Origin of the sequence: Ruegeria hyattellae, assembly GCF_041537925.1 — a bacterium.
In the GTDB taxonomy this organism is placed as follows: domain Bacteria; phylum Pseudomonadota; class Alphaproteobacteria; order Rhodobacterales; family Rhodobacteraceae; genus Ruegeria_C.
Map to the genome: position 1 here is coordinate 324,250 of NZ_JBGOSH010000004.1, position 14,844 is coordinate 339,093.

Below are 14,844 nucleotides of genomic sequence, written 5' to 3' on the forward strand. Positions count from 1 at the left end.
ATGAGACTGAAGCTTGTCCCCCAGAACACCTCGTTCGATTTCTTCAGCCGCTGGAAACTTTGGCTGGGTATCTCGGCTTTCATGATGCTGCTGGCTGCGGGGTCGTTCCTGTATCAGGGTCTGAATTACGGCATCGACTTCCGCGGTGGGACGACCATCCGTACCGAAAGCGCGCAGCCGGTGGATGTAGGTGTCTATCGCGGTGCGCTGGACCCGCTTGAGCTGGGCGATATTACGATTACCGAGGTCTTCGACCCGACCTTCGGCCCCGACCAGAACGTCGCCATGCTGCGCATTCAGGCGCAGGAAGGCGAAGAGGCCGCAACCGCTTCGATGGTCGCTCAGGTCGAAGGCGCGATGCAGGGCGCGGTGCCCGATATCCAGTTCGTATCGGTCGAATCCGTTGGCCCCAAGGTCTCGGGCGAGTTGATCCAGACGGCGGTGATCGCGGTTGTACTCGCGATCGGGGCGGTGCTTGTCTATATCTGGCTGCGCTTTGAATGGCAGTTCGCGCTGGGGGCCGTGGCCGCGCTGGTGCATGATGTGATCTTGACCATCGGCGTCTTCTCGGAACTGCAGATCCGGTTTGACCTGGCGATTATCGCAGCCCTTCTGACCATTGTCGGTTATTCGCTGAACGATACCGTGGTGGTCTTTGACCGGGTGCGCGAGAACCTGCGGAAATACAAGAAAACCCCGCTCAAGGATGTACTGAACGTCTCGATCAACGAAACATTGAGCCGGACGGTGATGACCTCGGTCACCACGCTCTTGGCGCTGATCTCGCTTTATGTGCTGGGTGGGGATGTGATCAAAGGATTTGTCTTTGCGATGATCTGGGGCGTGATCGTGGGAACCTATTCGTCGGTCTTCGTGGCTTCGGCGATCCTGCTTTATCTGGGCGTCAAGCGCGACTGGACGAAACCGTCCAACACTGCCGGAAACCAATACGCCAATATCGATGCCTGATCCCCGGTCACCCGTCTGGCATAAGGGCCGGATCGGGTGACCGAGCATCTGCTTTCACTGGGTGCCAACGATCTGGCAGTGCTGTTTCTCGCGGCACTGGCGGCGGGCTGTGTCAGGGGGTTTACCGGCTTCGGCACTGCGATGGTCTATCTGCCCTTGGCAGGCATGGTTCTGGACCCGGTTTCCGCTATCACCACGCTGATCATGATGGATATTCTGGGGCCGGTTCCAATAGTGCCCAAGGTTCTTGCGCACGCCCATCGCAAAGACTTGCTGCGGTTACTGGCAGGGACCGTGATTGCCGCACCGCTGGGGCTTGCCGCGCTGTTTGTGATGAATCCGGACCTGTTCCGCGTGCTAGTTTCGTCGGTGGCCATCTTGATGCTGGCGGGGCTGTTGCTGGGCTGGCGCTATGCCGGTTCGCTGGGACCGCGCGCGGTGTTCGGAACCGGGCTGATGGCGGGATTTCTGGGTGGCGCGGTGGGCATGCCTGGCCCGCCGGTGATCTTCATATACATGGCCAGCCCGCACCCGGCGCAGGTGATCCGGGCCAATACCACGCTGTTCCTGCTGGGCTATGACATCCTGCTGGTTGCATTTCTGGCGCTGGCCAGCCGCCTTGACCCGGCAATTGCGCTGACCGGGCTACTGCTGACTGTCCCGAATATGCTTGGCAACCTGATCGGCAGCGCGCTATTTGTGCCGGAACGAGAGAAACTCTACCGCTCCGCCGCCTATGCGCTGATCTTCGGTGTGGCACTTGCGGGGATGCCGATCTGGACCTGACCCATGCGCCTCAACGAGATCGCCTTTACCGATGCCCAACCCGTCGACGGCTATGGCCCGGGGTTTTTCCGTATCGCGGGCGAGGTTCTTTATGGTCCCATCCTGACCGGTCCATCCGGCACCGCCCCATGGGCTGGCTACGACGATTCCGCGCCGCTGCTGGAACTGGCCGGGCAAGTCGACGTACTGTTCATCGGTACCGGGGGTGAGATGGCGCATCTGCCCGACGAACTGCGCCGCGCATTGGAAGAGGCCGGGATTGGCGTAGAGAACATGTCCTCACCCGCTGCCTGCCGCACTTATAACGTCCTGCTCTCCGAAGGTCGCCGCATCGCGCTGGCGGCGCTGCCGGTGTGACCCGATCCGCTCTTCATCTGGCTGAAAATATCCCGGGGAGTGTCAGGGGCTGGTCCCTCACTCCTTTCCGGCACTACCGGCGCGACACTCCGTCCTTGCGCGACTCTGGCCTTTTGCACGCCCCGGCAATCCGTTAAGCGGGCTTTATGACCCTGACCGTCACAGACCTTGCCATTGCCCGAGGGGGCGTGCCCGTGCTCGAAGGGCTTGGCTTTGCCCTTGAACAGGGGCAGGCGCTGGTTGTGCGCGGGCCGAACGGGATCGGCAAGACAACGCTCCTGCGTACCATTGCCGGGTTGCAGCCGCCGTTGTCGGGTCGGATCGACGGAGCCGAGGACCAGATTGCCTATGCCGGTCATTCCGACGGAATCAAGCCGACCCTGACTGTAACCGAAAACCTGACTTTCTGGGCTGCCGTCTTTGGCGCGCCCGCCATTGAGGGCGCGCTGGCCGCCTATGACCTGCATGATCTGGCGGATCGCCATGCGGGCAACCTTTCGGCCGGGCAGAAGCGCCGTCTGGGCCTTGCGCGCCTGCTGGTCACCGGTCGACCGATCTGGGTGCTGGACGAGCCCACCGTCTCGCTCGACAAGGAGGCCGTCGGCAAATTTGCTGATGCCGTTCGGGCGCATCTGGGGCTGGGCGGGTCGGCGCTGATCGCCACCCATATCGATCTGGGGCTCGATGCCGCAACGCTGGATGTTGGGCCGTTCCGTGCCGTGCCGAAACCAGTGGATGATTTCGATGGAGATTTCCTGTGATCGCGCTGTTGCTCCGGGACCTGAAACTGGCCATGCGGGCTGGGGGCGGCTTTGGTCTGGGGCTGGTCTTTTTCCTGATCGTGACCACGCTTGTGCCCTTTGCGGTCGGTCCGCAATCCGACCTTCTCGCCAGCATCGCGCCGGGTGTGCTGTGGCTGGGCGCGCTTTTGGCCTGCCTTTTGTCGCTCGACCGGCTGCTGGCGCTGGATTGGGAGGATGGCACGCTCGATCTGCTAGCCACCGCGCCCTTGCCGCTGGAGGCCGTCGTCTCGGTCAAGGCGCTGGCACACTGGATCACAACCGGCTTGCCGCTGGTTCTGGCAGCTCCGGTCTTTGGTGTGCTGCTCAACCTGCCGGGGCCGGGCTTCTTCTGGCTGGTGGCGTCGCTGGCAGTGGGCACACCCGCGCTCAGCGTGGTGGGAACGTTTGGGGCGGCGCTGACCGTGGGGCTGAAACGCGGCGGGCTGTTGTTGTCGCTCTTGGTGCTGCCGCTCTACGTGCCAACGTTAATCTTCGGGGCCGAGGTGGCGCGGCGCGGCGCCCAAGAGATGGAGACCGGCACACCGCTGCTGATGCTGGCAGGGATCACGCTGGCGACCATCGCGCTGTTGCCTTTTGCCAGCGCGGCGGTGCTGCGCGTGAACCTGCGTTGATATGTGTCAATTGAGAATGCCCCTGAGTCGGGCTAGATAACCCCCATGTCGATAGCCGCCAAAGCCAACACGATCTGGCAATATGCCAATCCCAAGAAATTTCTGGCCACCACCGAACGGGTGCTGCCGTTTTTCTGGGCCTCTGCCGCGATCTGCCTTGTTGTGGGGCTGGTCTGGGGTTTCTTCTTCACGCCCGATGATTTCCGGCAGGGATCGACGGTCAAGATCATCTACCTACACGTGCCCTCTGCGTTGATGGCTATCAATTGCTGGCTGATGATGCTGGTCACTTCGCTGGTCTGGCTGGTGCGCCGCCACCATGTCAGCGCGCTGGCGGCCCGTGCTGCCGCACCAATCGGGGTGGTAATGACCTTAATTGCGCTCATTACCGGCGCAATCTGGGGTCAACCCATGTGGGGTACCTGGTGGGCCTGGGACCCGCGCCTGACTTCGTTCCTGATTCTGTTCCTGTTCTACCTGGGCTATATCGCGCTCTGGGAGGCGATCGAGGACCCCGATACCGCCGCCGACCTGACCTCGGTCCTGTGTCTGGTGGGCAGCGTCTTTGCCATTCTCAGCCGCTATGCGGTGAACTTCTGGAACCAGGGCCTGCATCAGGGGGCCTCGGTGATGCGGGCGGGGGCCGTGACCGGAACGGATACCACCGAAAAGGTCTCCAACGTGTTCTTCTACCCGCTGTTATTGTGCATCATCGGCTTCGTGTTTCTGTTCATTGCGCTGGTGCTCTACCGCACCGGGACAGAGATTCGCGCGCGTCGCATTCGGGCGCTGCTGGCACGGGAAAGGGCGGGTGCATGATGCCGGATCTGGGGAAATATGCTGATGCGGTCCTGTCCTCCTATGCGCTGTCGCTACTCATGCTGGTGCTGCTGGTCGTGCTGAGCCTGTGGCGTGGGCGCAAGGTCCGGGCCGAGATGGAACAGACCGAGCAGAGGGTGTCGCGTAATGGCTAAGATCTCACCAATGATGATCGCGCCGCCGTTGATCTTCGGGGCTTTTGTGCTGTTGGCCGCCGTGGGCATGTTTCGAGATGACAAAGACGCGTTGCCTTCGGCCCGCGCCGGTCAACCCGCGCCCCCGGTGGTGATGGAGCCATTTGGCGACAAACCAGGATTTGACGACGCGACGTTGCGTGATGGCGAGGTGAAGCTGGTCAATTACTGGGCCAGTTGGTGTGCGCCCTGCCGCGTCGAGCATCCCAATCTGGACGCGCTGGCGAAACAGGGCATCCCGGTTTATGGCGTCAATTACAAAGACCAGCCGCAGAACGCCGCCGATTTTCTAGACGAGTTGGGCGATCCCTATACCGCTCTGGGTCGCGACCCGCAGGGGCGCATGGCGTTGGATTGGGGTGTCTATGGCGTACCCGAGACATATGTGGTCGATGGCGATGGCACGATCCTGCTGCGCTTTGCCGGGCCGGTCACCCAGCGTGCCTACAAGGAGCGGATCGAGCCGATTCTGTCCGAGGCTCGCGCCCGCGCTGGCAACTGATCAGGCTTTCGGCTGCCGGGCCAGTTGCACCGCAAGAATTCCGGCGGTGATGACCAGCACTCCAATGACGTCCAGCAATGTCAGCCGCTCGCCCAGCAGCAGCGCCGCGATGCCGACCCCGAAAACCGGATTGAGAAAGTGGAAGGTCGCTGCGCGGACCGCTCCGATTCGGTCGAGCAGCCGGAACCAGATATAGGTCGCCGCGAGACCGGGGATCAGCGTCGTATAGGCAAAGGCCGCCACAAGCGGCCAACTGGGCGTGACACGGATCGTCTCGAAGACAGGGGCCGCCACGAACAGGATCGCCGAGCCCACCAGCATCTGCAGCCCCACCACCATCATGAAATTCCCGCCGGTGGTGGCATTGCGCACCGAGAGCGTGGCAAATGTCAGCGCCACCGCACCTATCCCGCAGAGCATCACGCCAAATAGATCAACTCCGGCACTGATCCGTGCGCCCATGATCAGCGCCACGCCGACCAGTCCCGCCAGCAGGCCAAGAACCCCCATCAGGTTCAACCGCTGACCCAGAATGAGCCAGTTCGCCAGTGCCACCAATAGCGGCATGGTCGAGGCAATGATGGCCGCGACCGAGGCCTGCACCGTCTGCATCGCATAGAAGTTCAGACCCAGATACAGCGCGTTCTGGCAGATACCGAAGATGATTGTCGCTCGCCACTGCGCCCGGGTCAGATGCCAGCTCTGCCCCATCAGCCGCGCGATCCAGACGCCCAGAAGGCCGGAAATCAGGAACCGGAACGCAAGCGAGAACAGCGGCGAGGCGTCCGCCACGATGATTCGCGCCGAAGTAAAGGCCGAGGACCACATCAGGGCAAACGCCAGCCCCATGATCAAAGCGCGGATGTCCAAATCAGGAGTCCTTTTCGTGGTTCAGAGTTGTGCTCCGCCAGAGACTGAAAGAACCTCTCCGGTAATGAAATCGGCTTGATCCGAGGCCAGAAAGCGCACGGCCCGCGCAATGTCCTGCGGGGCGCCGACCCGCCCAAGCGGTGCCATCTGTCTGATTTCCTGCAAGACCTCTTCTGTTCTGGGCTTTTCGGGCGTGCTGATCGCACCGGGCGCAACGGCGTTCACGCGAATGCCCTTCGGTCCCAGCACCTTGGCCATGCTCCGCGTCCAGAGATTTAGCGCGGCTTTGCTCGCGCCATAAGCTCCGGCAATGTCAGGTCCTGTTGTTCCGTCGGTTGAGGAGATATTCACAATGGCCGCCCCCGGCGTTAGATGCGGCAATGCGGCAGCGAGCAGTGCAGCAGGAGCGGTCAGGTTGGTGTCGAACGTGGCGCGGTAGGCCGCATGGTCGAACGCGTCCACTGGGGTCAGCGTCACCAGCCCGGCATTGTTCACCATGACATCCAAACGCCCGAACCGGTCGATGATCTGATCTATGACCTTCTGCGGAGTGCCCGTTTCGGTCAGGTCGGCCCTGATCGCCAGGATGTCGGTGCAGGATTGCAGAAGTTGTTCGGGATCACTGCTGCGCCAGGTGATCGCAACCTTATGGTCGCGGGCCAGATCTTCGGCAATCGCGCGTCCGATGCCGCGTGCCGCACCGGTGACAAGGGCAACTTTCTGCATCCAATATCCTTCTCATGCCTGAATGAAGAAGGGCGCCCCGTGGGGCGCCCGTCAAGCGGATATCCGGCTGGATCAGCTGGCCTTCGCGAGATTGCGCAGCACATAATGCAGCACGCCGCCATGCTCGATATATTCGATCTCAGGAGCGGTATCGATCCGGCACTTCAGCGAGATGGTTTTTTCGCTACCATCGCCATAGGTGATGGTGCAGGGCACTTCCTGCAGCGGTTCGATCGTGTCCAGCCCGTGGATCGAGACGGTCTCGTCGCCCTTCAGACCCAGCGATTTTCGGGTGTCACCGCCGGTGAACTCGAACGGGATGACGCCCATGCCCACCAGATTCGAACGGTGAATTCGTTCGAAACTTTCGGCGATCACGGCTTTTACGCCCAGCAGTGCGGTGCCTTTTGCAGCCCAGTCACGGCTGGACCCCGCGCCATATTGCTCGCCACCGAACACGACCAGCGGCGTGCCCTGATCCTGATAAGCCATGGCCGCATCATAGATCGAGGTCTGCGCGCCATCGGGGCCTTTGGTATAGCCGCCTTCGACGCCGTCCAGCATCTCGTTCTTGACGCGGATATTGGCAAAAGTGCCGCGCATCATGATCTCGTGGTTGCCACGGCGCGATCCGTAGGAGTTGAACTCGCGCGGCTGCACCTGCCGGTCGGTCAGATATGTGCCCGCCGGAGTGGTGGTGGCGAACGAACCCGCGGGTGAGATGTGGTCGGTGGTGATCATGTCGCCGAGGATCAGCAGCACCTTGGCCCCGTCGATATTCGAGATCGTGCCGGGTTCCGTCCCCATGCCCTGGAAATAGGGCGGGTTCTGGATATAGGTCGAGGTCGGCGGCCAGTCATAGGTCTCGGCGTCGGTGGTCTCGACCTCCTGCCACTTCTCGTCGCCTTTGAAGACATCGGCGTATTTAGACAGGAACGCATCACGGGTCACGGTCTGCTGGACCAGATCGGCGATTTCCTTCTGGGTCGGCCAGATGTCTTTCATGTAGACATCATTGCCGTCCTTGTCGGTGCCAATCGGCTCGGATGTCAGGTCGATATCCATGGTGCCGGCCAGCGCATAAACCACCACCAGCGGCGGCGAGGCCAGATAGTTGGCGCGCACATCTGGCGAAATCCGACCTTCGAAGTTGCGGTTGCCCGACAGTACGGCGGTTGCGACCAGATCGCCCTCGGCAATCGCCTCGGACAGCTCGGCCTGAATGGGACCGGAGTTGCCGATACAGGTGGTGCAGCCATAGCCCACGAGGTTGAAGCCAACCTTGTCCAGATCCTCTTGTAGGCCAGCTGCCTCAAGATAGGCGCTGACGACCTGGCTGCCCGGTGCGAGCGAGGTTTTCACCCACGGCTTGCGGTCGAGCCCCAGAGCGGCGGCCTTGCGCGCCACCAGACCGGCGCCGATCATCACATAGGGGTTCGAGGTGTTGGTGCAGGAGGTGATCGAGGCGATCACCACCTTGCCGGAATCCAGGGTGTAATCCTCGCCCTTGACCGCGACTTCCTTGCCCATGGGACGCTTGAAGGTTTCCGCCATCTCTTTGGTAAAGGCGGTCTTCGCATCGGTTAGTGCGACATAGTCCTGCGGGCGCTTGGGGCCGGAGATCGCCGGAACAATGGTGCCCATGTCGAGGCTCAGCGTGTCGGTGTAGATCGGCGCATAATCCGCGTCGCGCCAGAAGCCGTTCTCCTTGGCATAGGCCTCGACCAGTGCGATCCGGTCCTCGTCCCGGCCGGTGTTACGCAGGTAGCGGATGGTTTCGGCATCAATCGGGAAGAAGCCACAGGTCGCACCGTATTCGGGGGCCATGTTGGCGATGGTTGCCCGGTCGGCCAGCGGCAGGCGATCCAGACCGCTGCCGTAGAATTCGACGAATTTGCCCACCACGCCTTTTTCACGCAGCATTTCCACGACCTTCAGAACCAGATCGGTTCCTGTGGTGCCCTCGACCAGATCACCGGTCAACTCAAAGCCCACGACCTCGGGAATCAGCATCGAGATCGGCTGCCCTAGCATCGCGGCCTCTGCCTCGATCCCGCCAACGCCCCAGCCCAGAACGGCTGCGCCATTGACCATGGTGGTGTGGCTGTCGGTTCCCACCAGCGTGTCCGGATAGGCCACGTTTTCGCCATTCTGGTCGGTATCGGTCCAGACGGTCTGGGCCAGATATTCCAGGTTCACCTGGTGGCAGATACCGGTTCCGGGGGGCACAACGCGGAAGTTGTCAAAGGCCGACTGGCCCCATTTCAGGAACTGGTACCTCTCCATGTTGCGCTCATATTCGCGGTCAACGTTCATCTGGAACGCGCGCGGATTGCCAAACTCGTCGATCATGACCGAGTGGTCGATGACCAGATCGACCGGGTTCAGCGGGTTGATCTTCTGCGCGTCACCGCCCAGACCGACGATCCCGTCGCGCATCGCGGCCAGATCGACCACGGCGGGCACACCGGTGAAATCCTGCATCAGCACGCGGGCCGGGCGATAGGCGATCTCGCGAGGGTTCTTACCGCCCTTGGCACCCCATTCGGCAAATGCCTTGATGTCGTCGACCGAGACGGAGAACCCGTCATCCTCGAAGCGCAGCATGTTTTCCAGCACCACTTTGAGCGCGGCGGGAAGGCGGGAAAAATCGCCCAGACCGGCATCCTGCGCGGCGGGGATCGAATAATAGGAGATGGTCTTGCCATTCACGCTCAGGCTGCGGCGTGTCTTGGCGGTGTCCTGTCCAACTTTGATGGGCATCTGATGGCCTCCCTCTCAAATGTGGTGGATTGCGGGATTCGCTGAGGGGTATCTGCATTACGCGGGACCGTACTTCAAGGCTCAACAGGCCAAGTGCGGCATTTTTGTATACCATCGCACACAATTTTACCAAAACAACGCCGCCGATCACCAAAATTTCAAGAAACCTTGATTCGTCAAACCGGACCCCGATGGGTAGACCCAAGAGAGAGAAAGCCGAAAGTCGTGCCATGAAAACCCGCAGATTGACCCTTGCCCTCCTGCTTGCCAGCCTTGCGGCACCGCTTGCCGCCGGGGACAACCCGGTGGTGGTCGAGCTCTACACCTCGCAAGGATGCTCATCCTGCCCACCCGCGGATGCGATGATGCACGAACTGGCCGCGCGAGACGATGTAATCGGACTGGCGCTGCATGTGGATTACTGGGATTATATTGGCTGGAAGGACCAGTTTGCCGATCCTGCCCATACCAAGCGCCAGCAGGGCTATGCCCGCAGCGGCGGGCGTACGATGATCTACACACCGCAGATGATCGTGGCCGGGCAAGAGGATGTGGTCGGTGCGCGCTCAGGAGAGCTGATGGCGTTGATCGACACTCATCTGGCTGCACCCGACAGCGCGGTGGTCACTGCCACGCGCAGTGGAGAAGCGTTGTCGATCTCGGTCGAACCCTATGAAAGCGCGACGCGCGGCGAATATGTGGTGCAACTGGTCCGCTACACGCCGATGAAACACGCCTCGATCAAGCGGGGTGAGCTGGCCGGGCATGAGCTGGACTACGCCAACGTGGTCGAAAGCTGGGATCAGGTCGGGCAGTGGGACGGCGTCGCGCCGGCAGAGCTGACCACGGCGCTGGAGGGCGATCTGCCGGCGGTGGTGTTGGTTCAAGTGGCCGGGCATGGCCCGATCGTGGCGGCGGCGCGGGTGCAATAGCGCCTCAGACGTCCTGTACGCCCAGCCCGTACCAGGGTTTCCAGCGGCGGTGAATCCAGAACCATTGACCCATATGCTGGCGCACCAGAGCCTCCAGGTCGTCATTGATGTACTGGGTCATGGTCCTGGCATCGGAACGAGGCACGGGATCGTGTAGCACAATCTCGAAATCGATGCCGTTGGGCTGGCGGATGGCATAACAGGGGATCATCACCGCATCGTATTTCATCGCCAGTTCCGCGTTCAGAACCGAAGTTACGGCAGGTTTGCCGAAAAACATCAGCTCTTCCCCGCCATGGGCGTGCAGGTCCGAGACGATGGCAATGATGCCGCCTTGTTTCAGTGACCGAACCATTTCCATCATGCCGCGGCGGCCCTGTTCGAACATCGGTCCACCGGTGCGCATAAACGCTTCGACATAGGCGTCGTTGAAATAGGGATTGGCCATGCGGCGATAGAGGGCGCCGATGGGTTTGCCGATGCGGGCCTGCAGCGCGATGCGCGCGGCCAGGTAATGCCCGAAATGGGCGGTGATCATCATGATCGGCTTGCCTTCTGCCACCGCCGCCTCGAATGCGGCGATGCCGGGGCCGCTGACCTTGGCGGTTTTATGGCGTTCGGTGAACTCCTCGGGCGAGAAATGCTCCATGATGGCGCGCCCGGCATTGTCTGGCACGGCGCCGCAGATGCGCGTGACCTCGGCTTCGGGCAGGTCGGGGCAGACCAGCGCGAGGTTGTCGCGCACCCGTTTGCGAAACCCCACCAGCGGCGAGACCGCCCGCGTGATGCGTGCCATCAGCGCCAGTCTGGTCTCATAGGGCAACAGCCGCAACCCGCCGATCAGGGCCTGCAGGAACAGGTTCGAGACGTAATACCCGGCCAGTTTGGATTTACTCAGTTCCGACTTTTCTGCGGGCATTCTGCCGTCTCATTGCCTGTTTCTATCGTTTGATCAGACATATAGCCCTGCATAGGCGATCACAAGCGTGTCGAACAGGGCAAGGGCAGCAGTGCCGATCACGGATTAGCCGTCATCCTCCTCTTCAAGGGAAAGCAGTGTCAGGCCGCCATCCTGTTCCAGCGTGCGGATGGCGGCGACGATGACGGTCATGGCCTGTTCGCCGTCGGCCTGTTTGACCTTGCCCTTCTCGGCCATCTCTTCGCGCAGGGCGTCGGCCATGCGGCTGGACAAGTTACTGAGCAAAAATTCCGCCGTGCTGACGTCGTCAGGCTCCGTTGCGGCAACCAGCGCGGTGACCAGGACGTCCTGCTCGACCGCGCGGGCGACGGTTGTGGCATCCTTGGGAGCGATGCGCCGGGCGATATCGGCAAAGGTGAACAGGACCTTGCGCACGCAGGTGGCGAAATCGGCATCCTCTTCATCCAGAGCCGACAGCACCTGATCCCTTGTCGTCGAAGGAGACTGGTTGAGGATTTCGCCAACCCGCTTTTCGGGCCGGTCTTCGAAGGCGGTGGGCGGGCGCGTCTCGGCCTGTGTCAGCAAGGCGCGGCCAATCCGGTCCACCGCGTCAGGAGAAATATGGGTGGTGCCCGAGATCGCATAGGTGATCCGCCGCGCCGTCGGGCCGGGCAGCAGACCCAGCAATTCGGCGGCCTTGGGCGTGTCAAGCTTTGACAACAGGACGGCGGCCACTTCGGTGCTTTCGGATTGGGCGAACGCGGCCAGTTCCCCGGCATCCAGCTTGCGCAGTTTTGGCCATGGGTCACCGGTTTGCTGCACACCGGCTGCCCGGCGCAGGCGCGCAGCAGTGCCGGGCGCAATCTTGCCATCCATCGTTGTCAGTGCGTCGGCGATCCCATGCGGAAAGGACAACCCGACCCCTTCGAGCGCTTCGACAAATTCATTTGCGACCGCGTCCAGCGTCAGCCGGTCGATCAGCCCCATGTCTGCCATTTGATGAGTGAGGATTTCCTGCAAATCCTCGGGCAACTCCTCGATCGGAATATCAGCCCCTTCGGTCAACAATAGCCGAACGATCACAGCTGCCTTCTGGCGCCCGTCCAAACGGCGCGGCACCCGCTTTTCGGGCGCCGCATCCATCGTTCCGGGATCCACAGTGTTCATGCCAAGCGGCATCAAGGCGGTATCGTGCTGCATCTGTCCGCGTCATCCATTAAGGTCTGTCGCGGACAGGATAGGGCAGGGGGCGTAAAGAAACCCTGAAACTCAGTAGCTGTAGGTCAGCCCGGTACGGATCGCATCCCGCAGCGAGACCTCGGCCCAGCTGCCTTCGCCGCCGCGCGCCTTTATCTCGCGCCACTGGACGACGGCCAGATCGGTCTTGCCTTCCTCGACAAAGCCCTGCGCCATATAGCTGCGGGCCAGCAGATTGTCGGGATTGGCCGCGATGGCCTGTTCATAGAACATGTTGGCCAGTTCGATCTCGCCCATCTTGCGATAGGTGAACCCCCAATAGGTCAGGACCCGGTCATCGTCCTGATCACGCATTTCGGACAGGGCGGCCTGAGCGTGTTCATACTGGCCGTCATAGGCTAGCTCGCGCACCGCATCATACAGCGCATCATCCGAAAAACTGGTCTTTTTCGGCTTCATGCAGCGGCCCGCATTCTGGTCCCAGACCCGGCCAAACAGGCATTTGCGCGTGGTGTTTGTGGGTTTGGGCGGGCTTGATCCGCCGCCTGCCGCCAATCCGGCATGGGGCATCGCAACATAGCTGGGCAGCGCAAGCGCAACGGCGAGAAGAATACGCATTGGGGATCTCCCTTTAACAAATCAACTTAGAACCAAGATAGTACATTTTATCAAAAGACGAGCACCGGATTTGATCCCGGCGCTTCAAACTAAGGTGAGGTCTCCCTCAGCTATTTACAATAGGCGCGCAATTTTGGCTTTCGGCGTCCCATACCGTACCCGGTGCACAGGATTGCGTCTGCTGGTCTTGGCCAAAATTACACCCCATCGCCAACGCCAGACCGGGCGCAAGGGTCAGTACAGTTGCGATCAGAATAGTCCTGAGTGTCATGGTCGCGCTCCTTTTAACAACCGGTCAACCGGCTATCGCAGCATAACACCCGTGAGGCCTTGCGTCGTCACTAATAAGCGGCGGAGCGTTGCATGGGCGCGGCCCTGCCAAGTGCAGGTCCGTGCAATCATGGTTGGCGATGTTGGAGGGGCCTGGGCCTAATCCTTGAATACACGCGCAAAGATCGTGTCGACATGTTTGGTGTGATAGGCCAGATCGAATTTTTCTTCGATCTCGTCCGGGCTGAGAGCGGCCGTCACATCCGCGTCACCCAACAGCTCGGTCTTGAAGTCCTTGCCTTCTTCCCAGACCTTCATCGCGTTGCGCTGAACCAGCTTATAGGCGTCCTCGCGGCTGACTCCGGCCTGCGTCAACGCCAGCAAAACGCGCTGGCTCATCACCAGACCGCGGAACTTGTTCATGTTGGCGATCATGTTGTCGGGATAGATCACTAGCTTGTCGATCACCGAGGTCAGACGTGCTAGCGCGAAATCCAGCGTAATGGTCGCATCGGGGCCGATATTGCGCTCGACCGAGCTGTGCGAGATGTCGCGTTCATGCCAGAGCGCCACGTTTTCCATGGCCGGAACAACGGCCATGCGGACCAGCCGCGCCAGACCGGTCAGGTTCTCGGTCAGCACCGGGTTGCGCTTATGCGGCATGGCGGACGAGCCTTTTTGACCTTTCGAGAAAAACTCTTCGGCTTCCAGAACTTCGGTGCGCTGCATGTGGCGGATCTCGGTGGCTACATTCTCGATCGAGGAGGCGACAACACCGAGGGCGGCGAAAAACGCCGCGTGGCGATCGCGCGGGATCACCTGGGTGCTGATCGGCTCGGGCTCAAGGCCCAGCTTGGCGCAGACATGCTCTTCGACGCGCGGGTCGATATTGGCAAAGGTGCCGACCGCGCCCGAGATGGCGCCGGTTGCGATCTCATAACGGGCCTTTTCCAGCCGGTTAAGGTTACGATCCATTTCGGCATAGAAGCGGGCGAATGTCAGCCCCATCGTGGTGGGCTCGGCATGGATGCCGTGGCTGCGCCCGATGCGTACCGCGTCTTTATGTTCATGCGCGCGGCGCTTTAGCGCGGCGAGCAACCCTTTCATGTCCTCGATCAGGATATCGGCGGCGCGGGTCAACTGGACGTTGAAACAGGTGTCCAGAACGTCCGAGCTGGTCATGCCCTGATGCACGAACCGCGCCTCGTCGCTGCCGACATGTTCGGCCAGATGGGTCAGGAAGGCGATTACGTCATGCTTGGTCACCGCCTCGATCTCGTCGATGCGGGCCACGTCAAATTGCACATCCTTGGCCTTCCACACGGCATCGGCATTCGCGCGCGGGATCACACCCAGATCGGCCATCGCATCGCAGGCATGCGCCTCGATCTCGTACCAGATGCGGAACTTGGTCTCGGGCGACCATATGGCGACCATATCGGGACGGGAATAACGGGGGATCATTGGCAGCGGCACCTTTTTGTGATTGGCATGCGAATACGGGGCGG

The 14,844-nt window shown here is 61.3% G+C and carries 16 protein-coding genes; 9 read left to right on the forward strand and 7 right to left on the reverse strand.

Going from position 1 to position 14,844, the window contains the following annotated elements; all coding sequences use genetic code 11:
* From secF to AB1E33_RS12385, 8 genes are all read left to right on the forward strand, one after another.
* The gene (gene secF, locus AB1E33_RS12350; protein WP_372577580.1) at positions 1-969 is read left to right on the forward strand and encodes a protein translocase subunit SecF; all 969 of its coding nucleotides are present in this window, start codon (positions 1-3) and stop codon (positions 967-969) included.
* 36 nt (positions 970-1,005) lie between these two features.
* Entirely contained in the window at positions 1,006-1,755 is a 750-nt protein-coding gene (locus AB1E33_RS12355; protein WP_372577581.1) for a sulfite exporter TauE/SafE family protein, read from the forward strand.
* Positions 1,756-1,758: 3 nt separating this feature from the next.
* Positions 1,759-2,112: an Mth938-like domain-containing protein gene (locus AB1E33_RS12360; protein ID WP_372577582.1), complete on the forward strand. Its 354-nt coding sequence runs from the start codon at positions 1,759-1,761 to the stop codon at positions 2,110-2,112.
* Between the two features lie 146 nt (positions 2,113-2,258).
* The gene (ccmA, locus tag AB1E33_RS12365; RefSeq protein ID WP_372577583.1) at positions 2,259-2,873 is read left to right on the forward strand and encodes a heme ABC exporter ATP-binding protein CcmA; all 615 of its coding nucleotides are present in this window, start codon (positions 2,259-2,261) and stop codon (positions 2,871-2,873) included.
* Positions 2,870-3,526: a heme exporter protein CcmB gene (ccmB, locus tag AB1E33_RS12370; protein ID WP_372577584.1), complete on the forward strand. Its 657-nt coding sequence runs from the start codon at positions 2,870-2,872 to the stop codon at positions 3,524-3,526. The genes ccmA and ccmB overlap by 4 nt, the downstream gene beginning before the upstream one ends.
* Positions 3,527-3,571: 45 nt before the next feature.
* A complete protein-coding gene (locus AB1E33_RS12375) occupies positions 3,572-4,345 on the forward strand; it encodes a heme ABC transporter permease (protein ID WP_372577585.1) in 774 nt (257 codons plus the stop codon).
* Positions 4,342-4,500, forward strand: coding sequence for a heme exporter protein CcmD (gene ccmD, locus AB1E33_RS12380; RefSeq protein WP_372577586.1), 159 nt, complete (start codon positions 4,342-4,344; stop codon positions 4,498-4,500). Before AB1E33_RS12375 ends, ccmD begins: the two co-directional genes overlap by 4 nt.
* Positions 4,493-5,041 carry a DsbE family thiol:disulfide interchange protein gene (locus AB1E33_RS12385; RefSeq protein ID WP_372577587.1) on the forward strand — a complete coding sequence of 183 codons (549 nt, stop codon included), beginning with the start codon at positions 4,493-4,495 and terminating at the stop codon, positions 5,039-5,041. Before ccmD ends, AB1E33_RS12385 begins: the two co-directional genes overlap by 8 nt.
* On the opposite strand, the gene AB1E33_RS12390 is transcribed toward AB1E33_RS12385, so the two are convergent.
* The 3 genes from AB1E33_RS12390 to acnA form a co-directional block, all read right to left on the reverse strand.
* On the reverse strand, positions 5,042-5,911 hold the full coding sequence (locus AB1E33_RS12390) for a DMT family transporter (RefSeq protein ID WP_372577588.1): 870 nt from the start codon (positions 5,909-5,911) through the stop codon (positions 5,042-5,044).
* Positions 5,912-5,932: 21 nt separating this feature from the next.
* Positions 5,933-6,637, reverse strand: coding sequence for an SDR family NAD(P)-dependent oxidoreductase (locus AB1E33_RS12395; RefSeq protein ID WP_372577589.1), 705 nt, complete (start codon positions 6,635-6,637; stop codon positions 5,933-5,935).
* A 72-nt stretch (positions 6,638-6,709) separates the two neighbouring features.
* Positions 6,710-9,400: an aconitate hydratase AcnA gene (gene acnA, locus AB1E33_RS12400; protein ID WP_372577590.1), complete on the reverse strand. Its 2,691-nt coding sequence runs from the start codon at positions 9,398-9,400 to the stop codon at positions 6,710-6,712.
* A 230-nt stretch (positions 9,401-9,630) separates the two neighbouring features.
* Here acnA and AB1E33_RS12405 point away from each other — a divergent pair, with 230 nt between their 5' ends.
* Positions 9,631-10,332: a DUF1223 domain-containing protein gene (locus AB1E33_RS12405; protein WP_372577591.1), complete on the forward strand. Its 702-nt coding sequence runs from the start codon at positions 9,631-9,633 to the stop codon at positions 10,330-10,332.
* Between the two features lie 4 nt (positions 10,333-10,336).
* Here the strand turns inward: AB1E33_RS12405 and AB1E33_RS12410 are convergent, their stop codons facing one another.
* From AB1E33_RS12410 to purB, 4 genes are all read right to left on the reverse strand, one after another.
* Positions 10,337-11,251: a lysophospholipid acyltransferase family protein gene (locus tag AB1E33_RS12410; RefSeq protein WP_372577592.1), complete on the reverse strand. Its 915-nt coding sequence runs from the start codon at positions 11,249-11,251 to the stop codon at positions 10,337-10,339.
* 105 nt (positions 11,252-11,356) lie between these two features.
* Positions 11,357-12,451, reverse strand: a complete 1,095-nt coding sequence (locus AB1E33_RS12415) for a flagellar motor switch protein FliG (protein ID WP_372577593.1) — start codon at positions 12,449-12,451, stop codon at positions 11,357-11,359.
* Between the two features lie 69 nt (positions 12,452-12,520).
* On the reverse strand, positions 12,521-13,066 hold the full coding sequence (locus tag AB1E33_RS12420; RefSeq protein WP_372577594.1) for a tetratricopeptide repeat protein: 546 nt from the start codon (positions 13,064-13,066) through the stop codon (positions 12,521-12,523).
* A gap of 429 nt (positions 13,067-13,495) precedes the next feature.
* Positions 13,496-14,800, reverse strand: coding sequence for an adenylosuccinate lyase (purB, locus tag AB1E33_RS12425; protein ID WP_372577595.1), 1,305 nt, complete (start codon positions 14,798-14,800; stop codon positions 13,496-13,498).
* Positions 14,801-14,844: the final 44 nt, after the last annotated feature.

Coding starts and splice junctions, on each gene's coding strand:
- AB1E33_RS12395 (WP_372577589.1), bottom strand. CDS start 6,637: ATGCAGAAAGTTGCCCTTGTCACCGGTGCGGCACGCGGCATCGGACGC.
- AB1E33_RS12405 (WP_372577591.1), top strand. CDS start 9,631: ATGAAAACCCGCAGATTGACCCTTGCCCTCCTGCTTGCCAGCCTTGCG.
- AB1E33_RS12360 (WP_372577582.1), top strand. CDS start 1,759: ATGCGCCTCAACGAGATCGCCTTTACCGATGCCCAACCCGTCGACGGC.
- secF (WP_372577580.1), top strand. CDS start 1: ATGAGACTGAAGCTTGTCCCCCAGAACACCTCGTTCGATTTCTTCAGC.
- ccmD (WP_372577586.1), top strand. CDS start 4,342: ATGATGCCGGATCTGGGGAAATATGCTGATGCGGTCCTGTCCTCCTAT.
- AB1E33_RS12420 (WP_372577594.1), bottom strand. CDS start 13,066: ATGCGTATTCTTCTCGCCGTTGCGCTTGCGCTGCCCAGCTATGTTGCG.
- AB1E33_RS12410 (WP_372577592.1), bottom strand. CDS start 11,251: ATGCCCGCAGAAAAGTCGGAACTGAGTAAATCCAAACTGGCCGGGTAT.
- ccmA (WP_372577583.1), top strand. CDS start 2,259: ATGACCCTGACCGTCACAGACCTTGCCATTGCCCGAGGGGGCGTGCCC.
- purB (WP_372577595.1), bottom strand. CDS start 14,800: ATGATCCCCCGTTATTCCCGTCCCGATATGGTCGCCATATGGTCGCCC.
- acnA (WP_372577590.1), bottom strand. CDS start 9,400: ATGCCCATCAAAGTTGGACAGGACACCGCCAAGACACGCCGCAGCCTG.
- AB1E33_RS12385 (WP_372577587.1), top strand. CDS start 4,493: ATGGCTAAGATCTCACCAATGATGATCGCGCCGCCGTTGATCTTCGGG.
- AB1E33_RS12375 (WP_372577585.1), top strand. CDS start 3,572: ATGTCGATAGCCGCCAAAGCCAACACGATCTGGCAATATGCCAATCCC.
- AB1E33_RS12415 (WP_372577593.1), bottom strand. CDS start 12,451: ATGCAGCACGATACCGCCTTGATGCCGCTTGGCATGAACACTGTGGAT.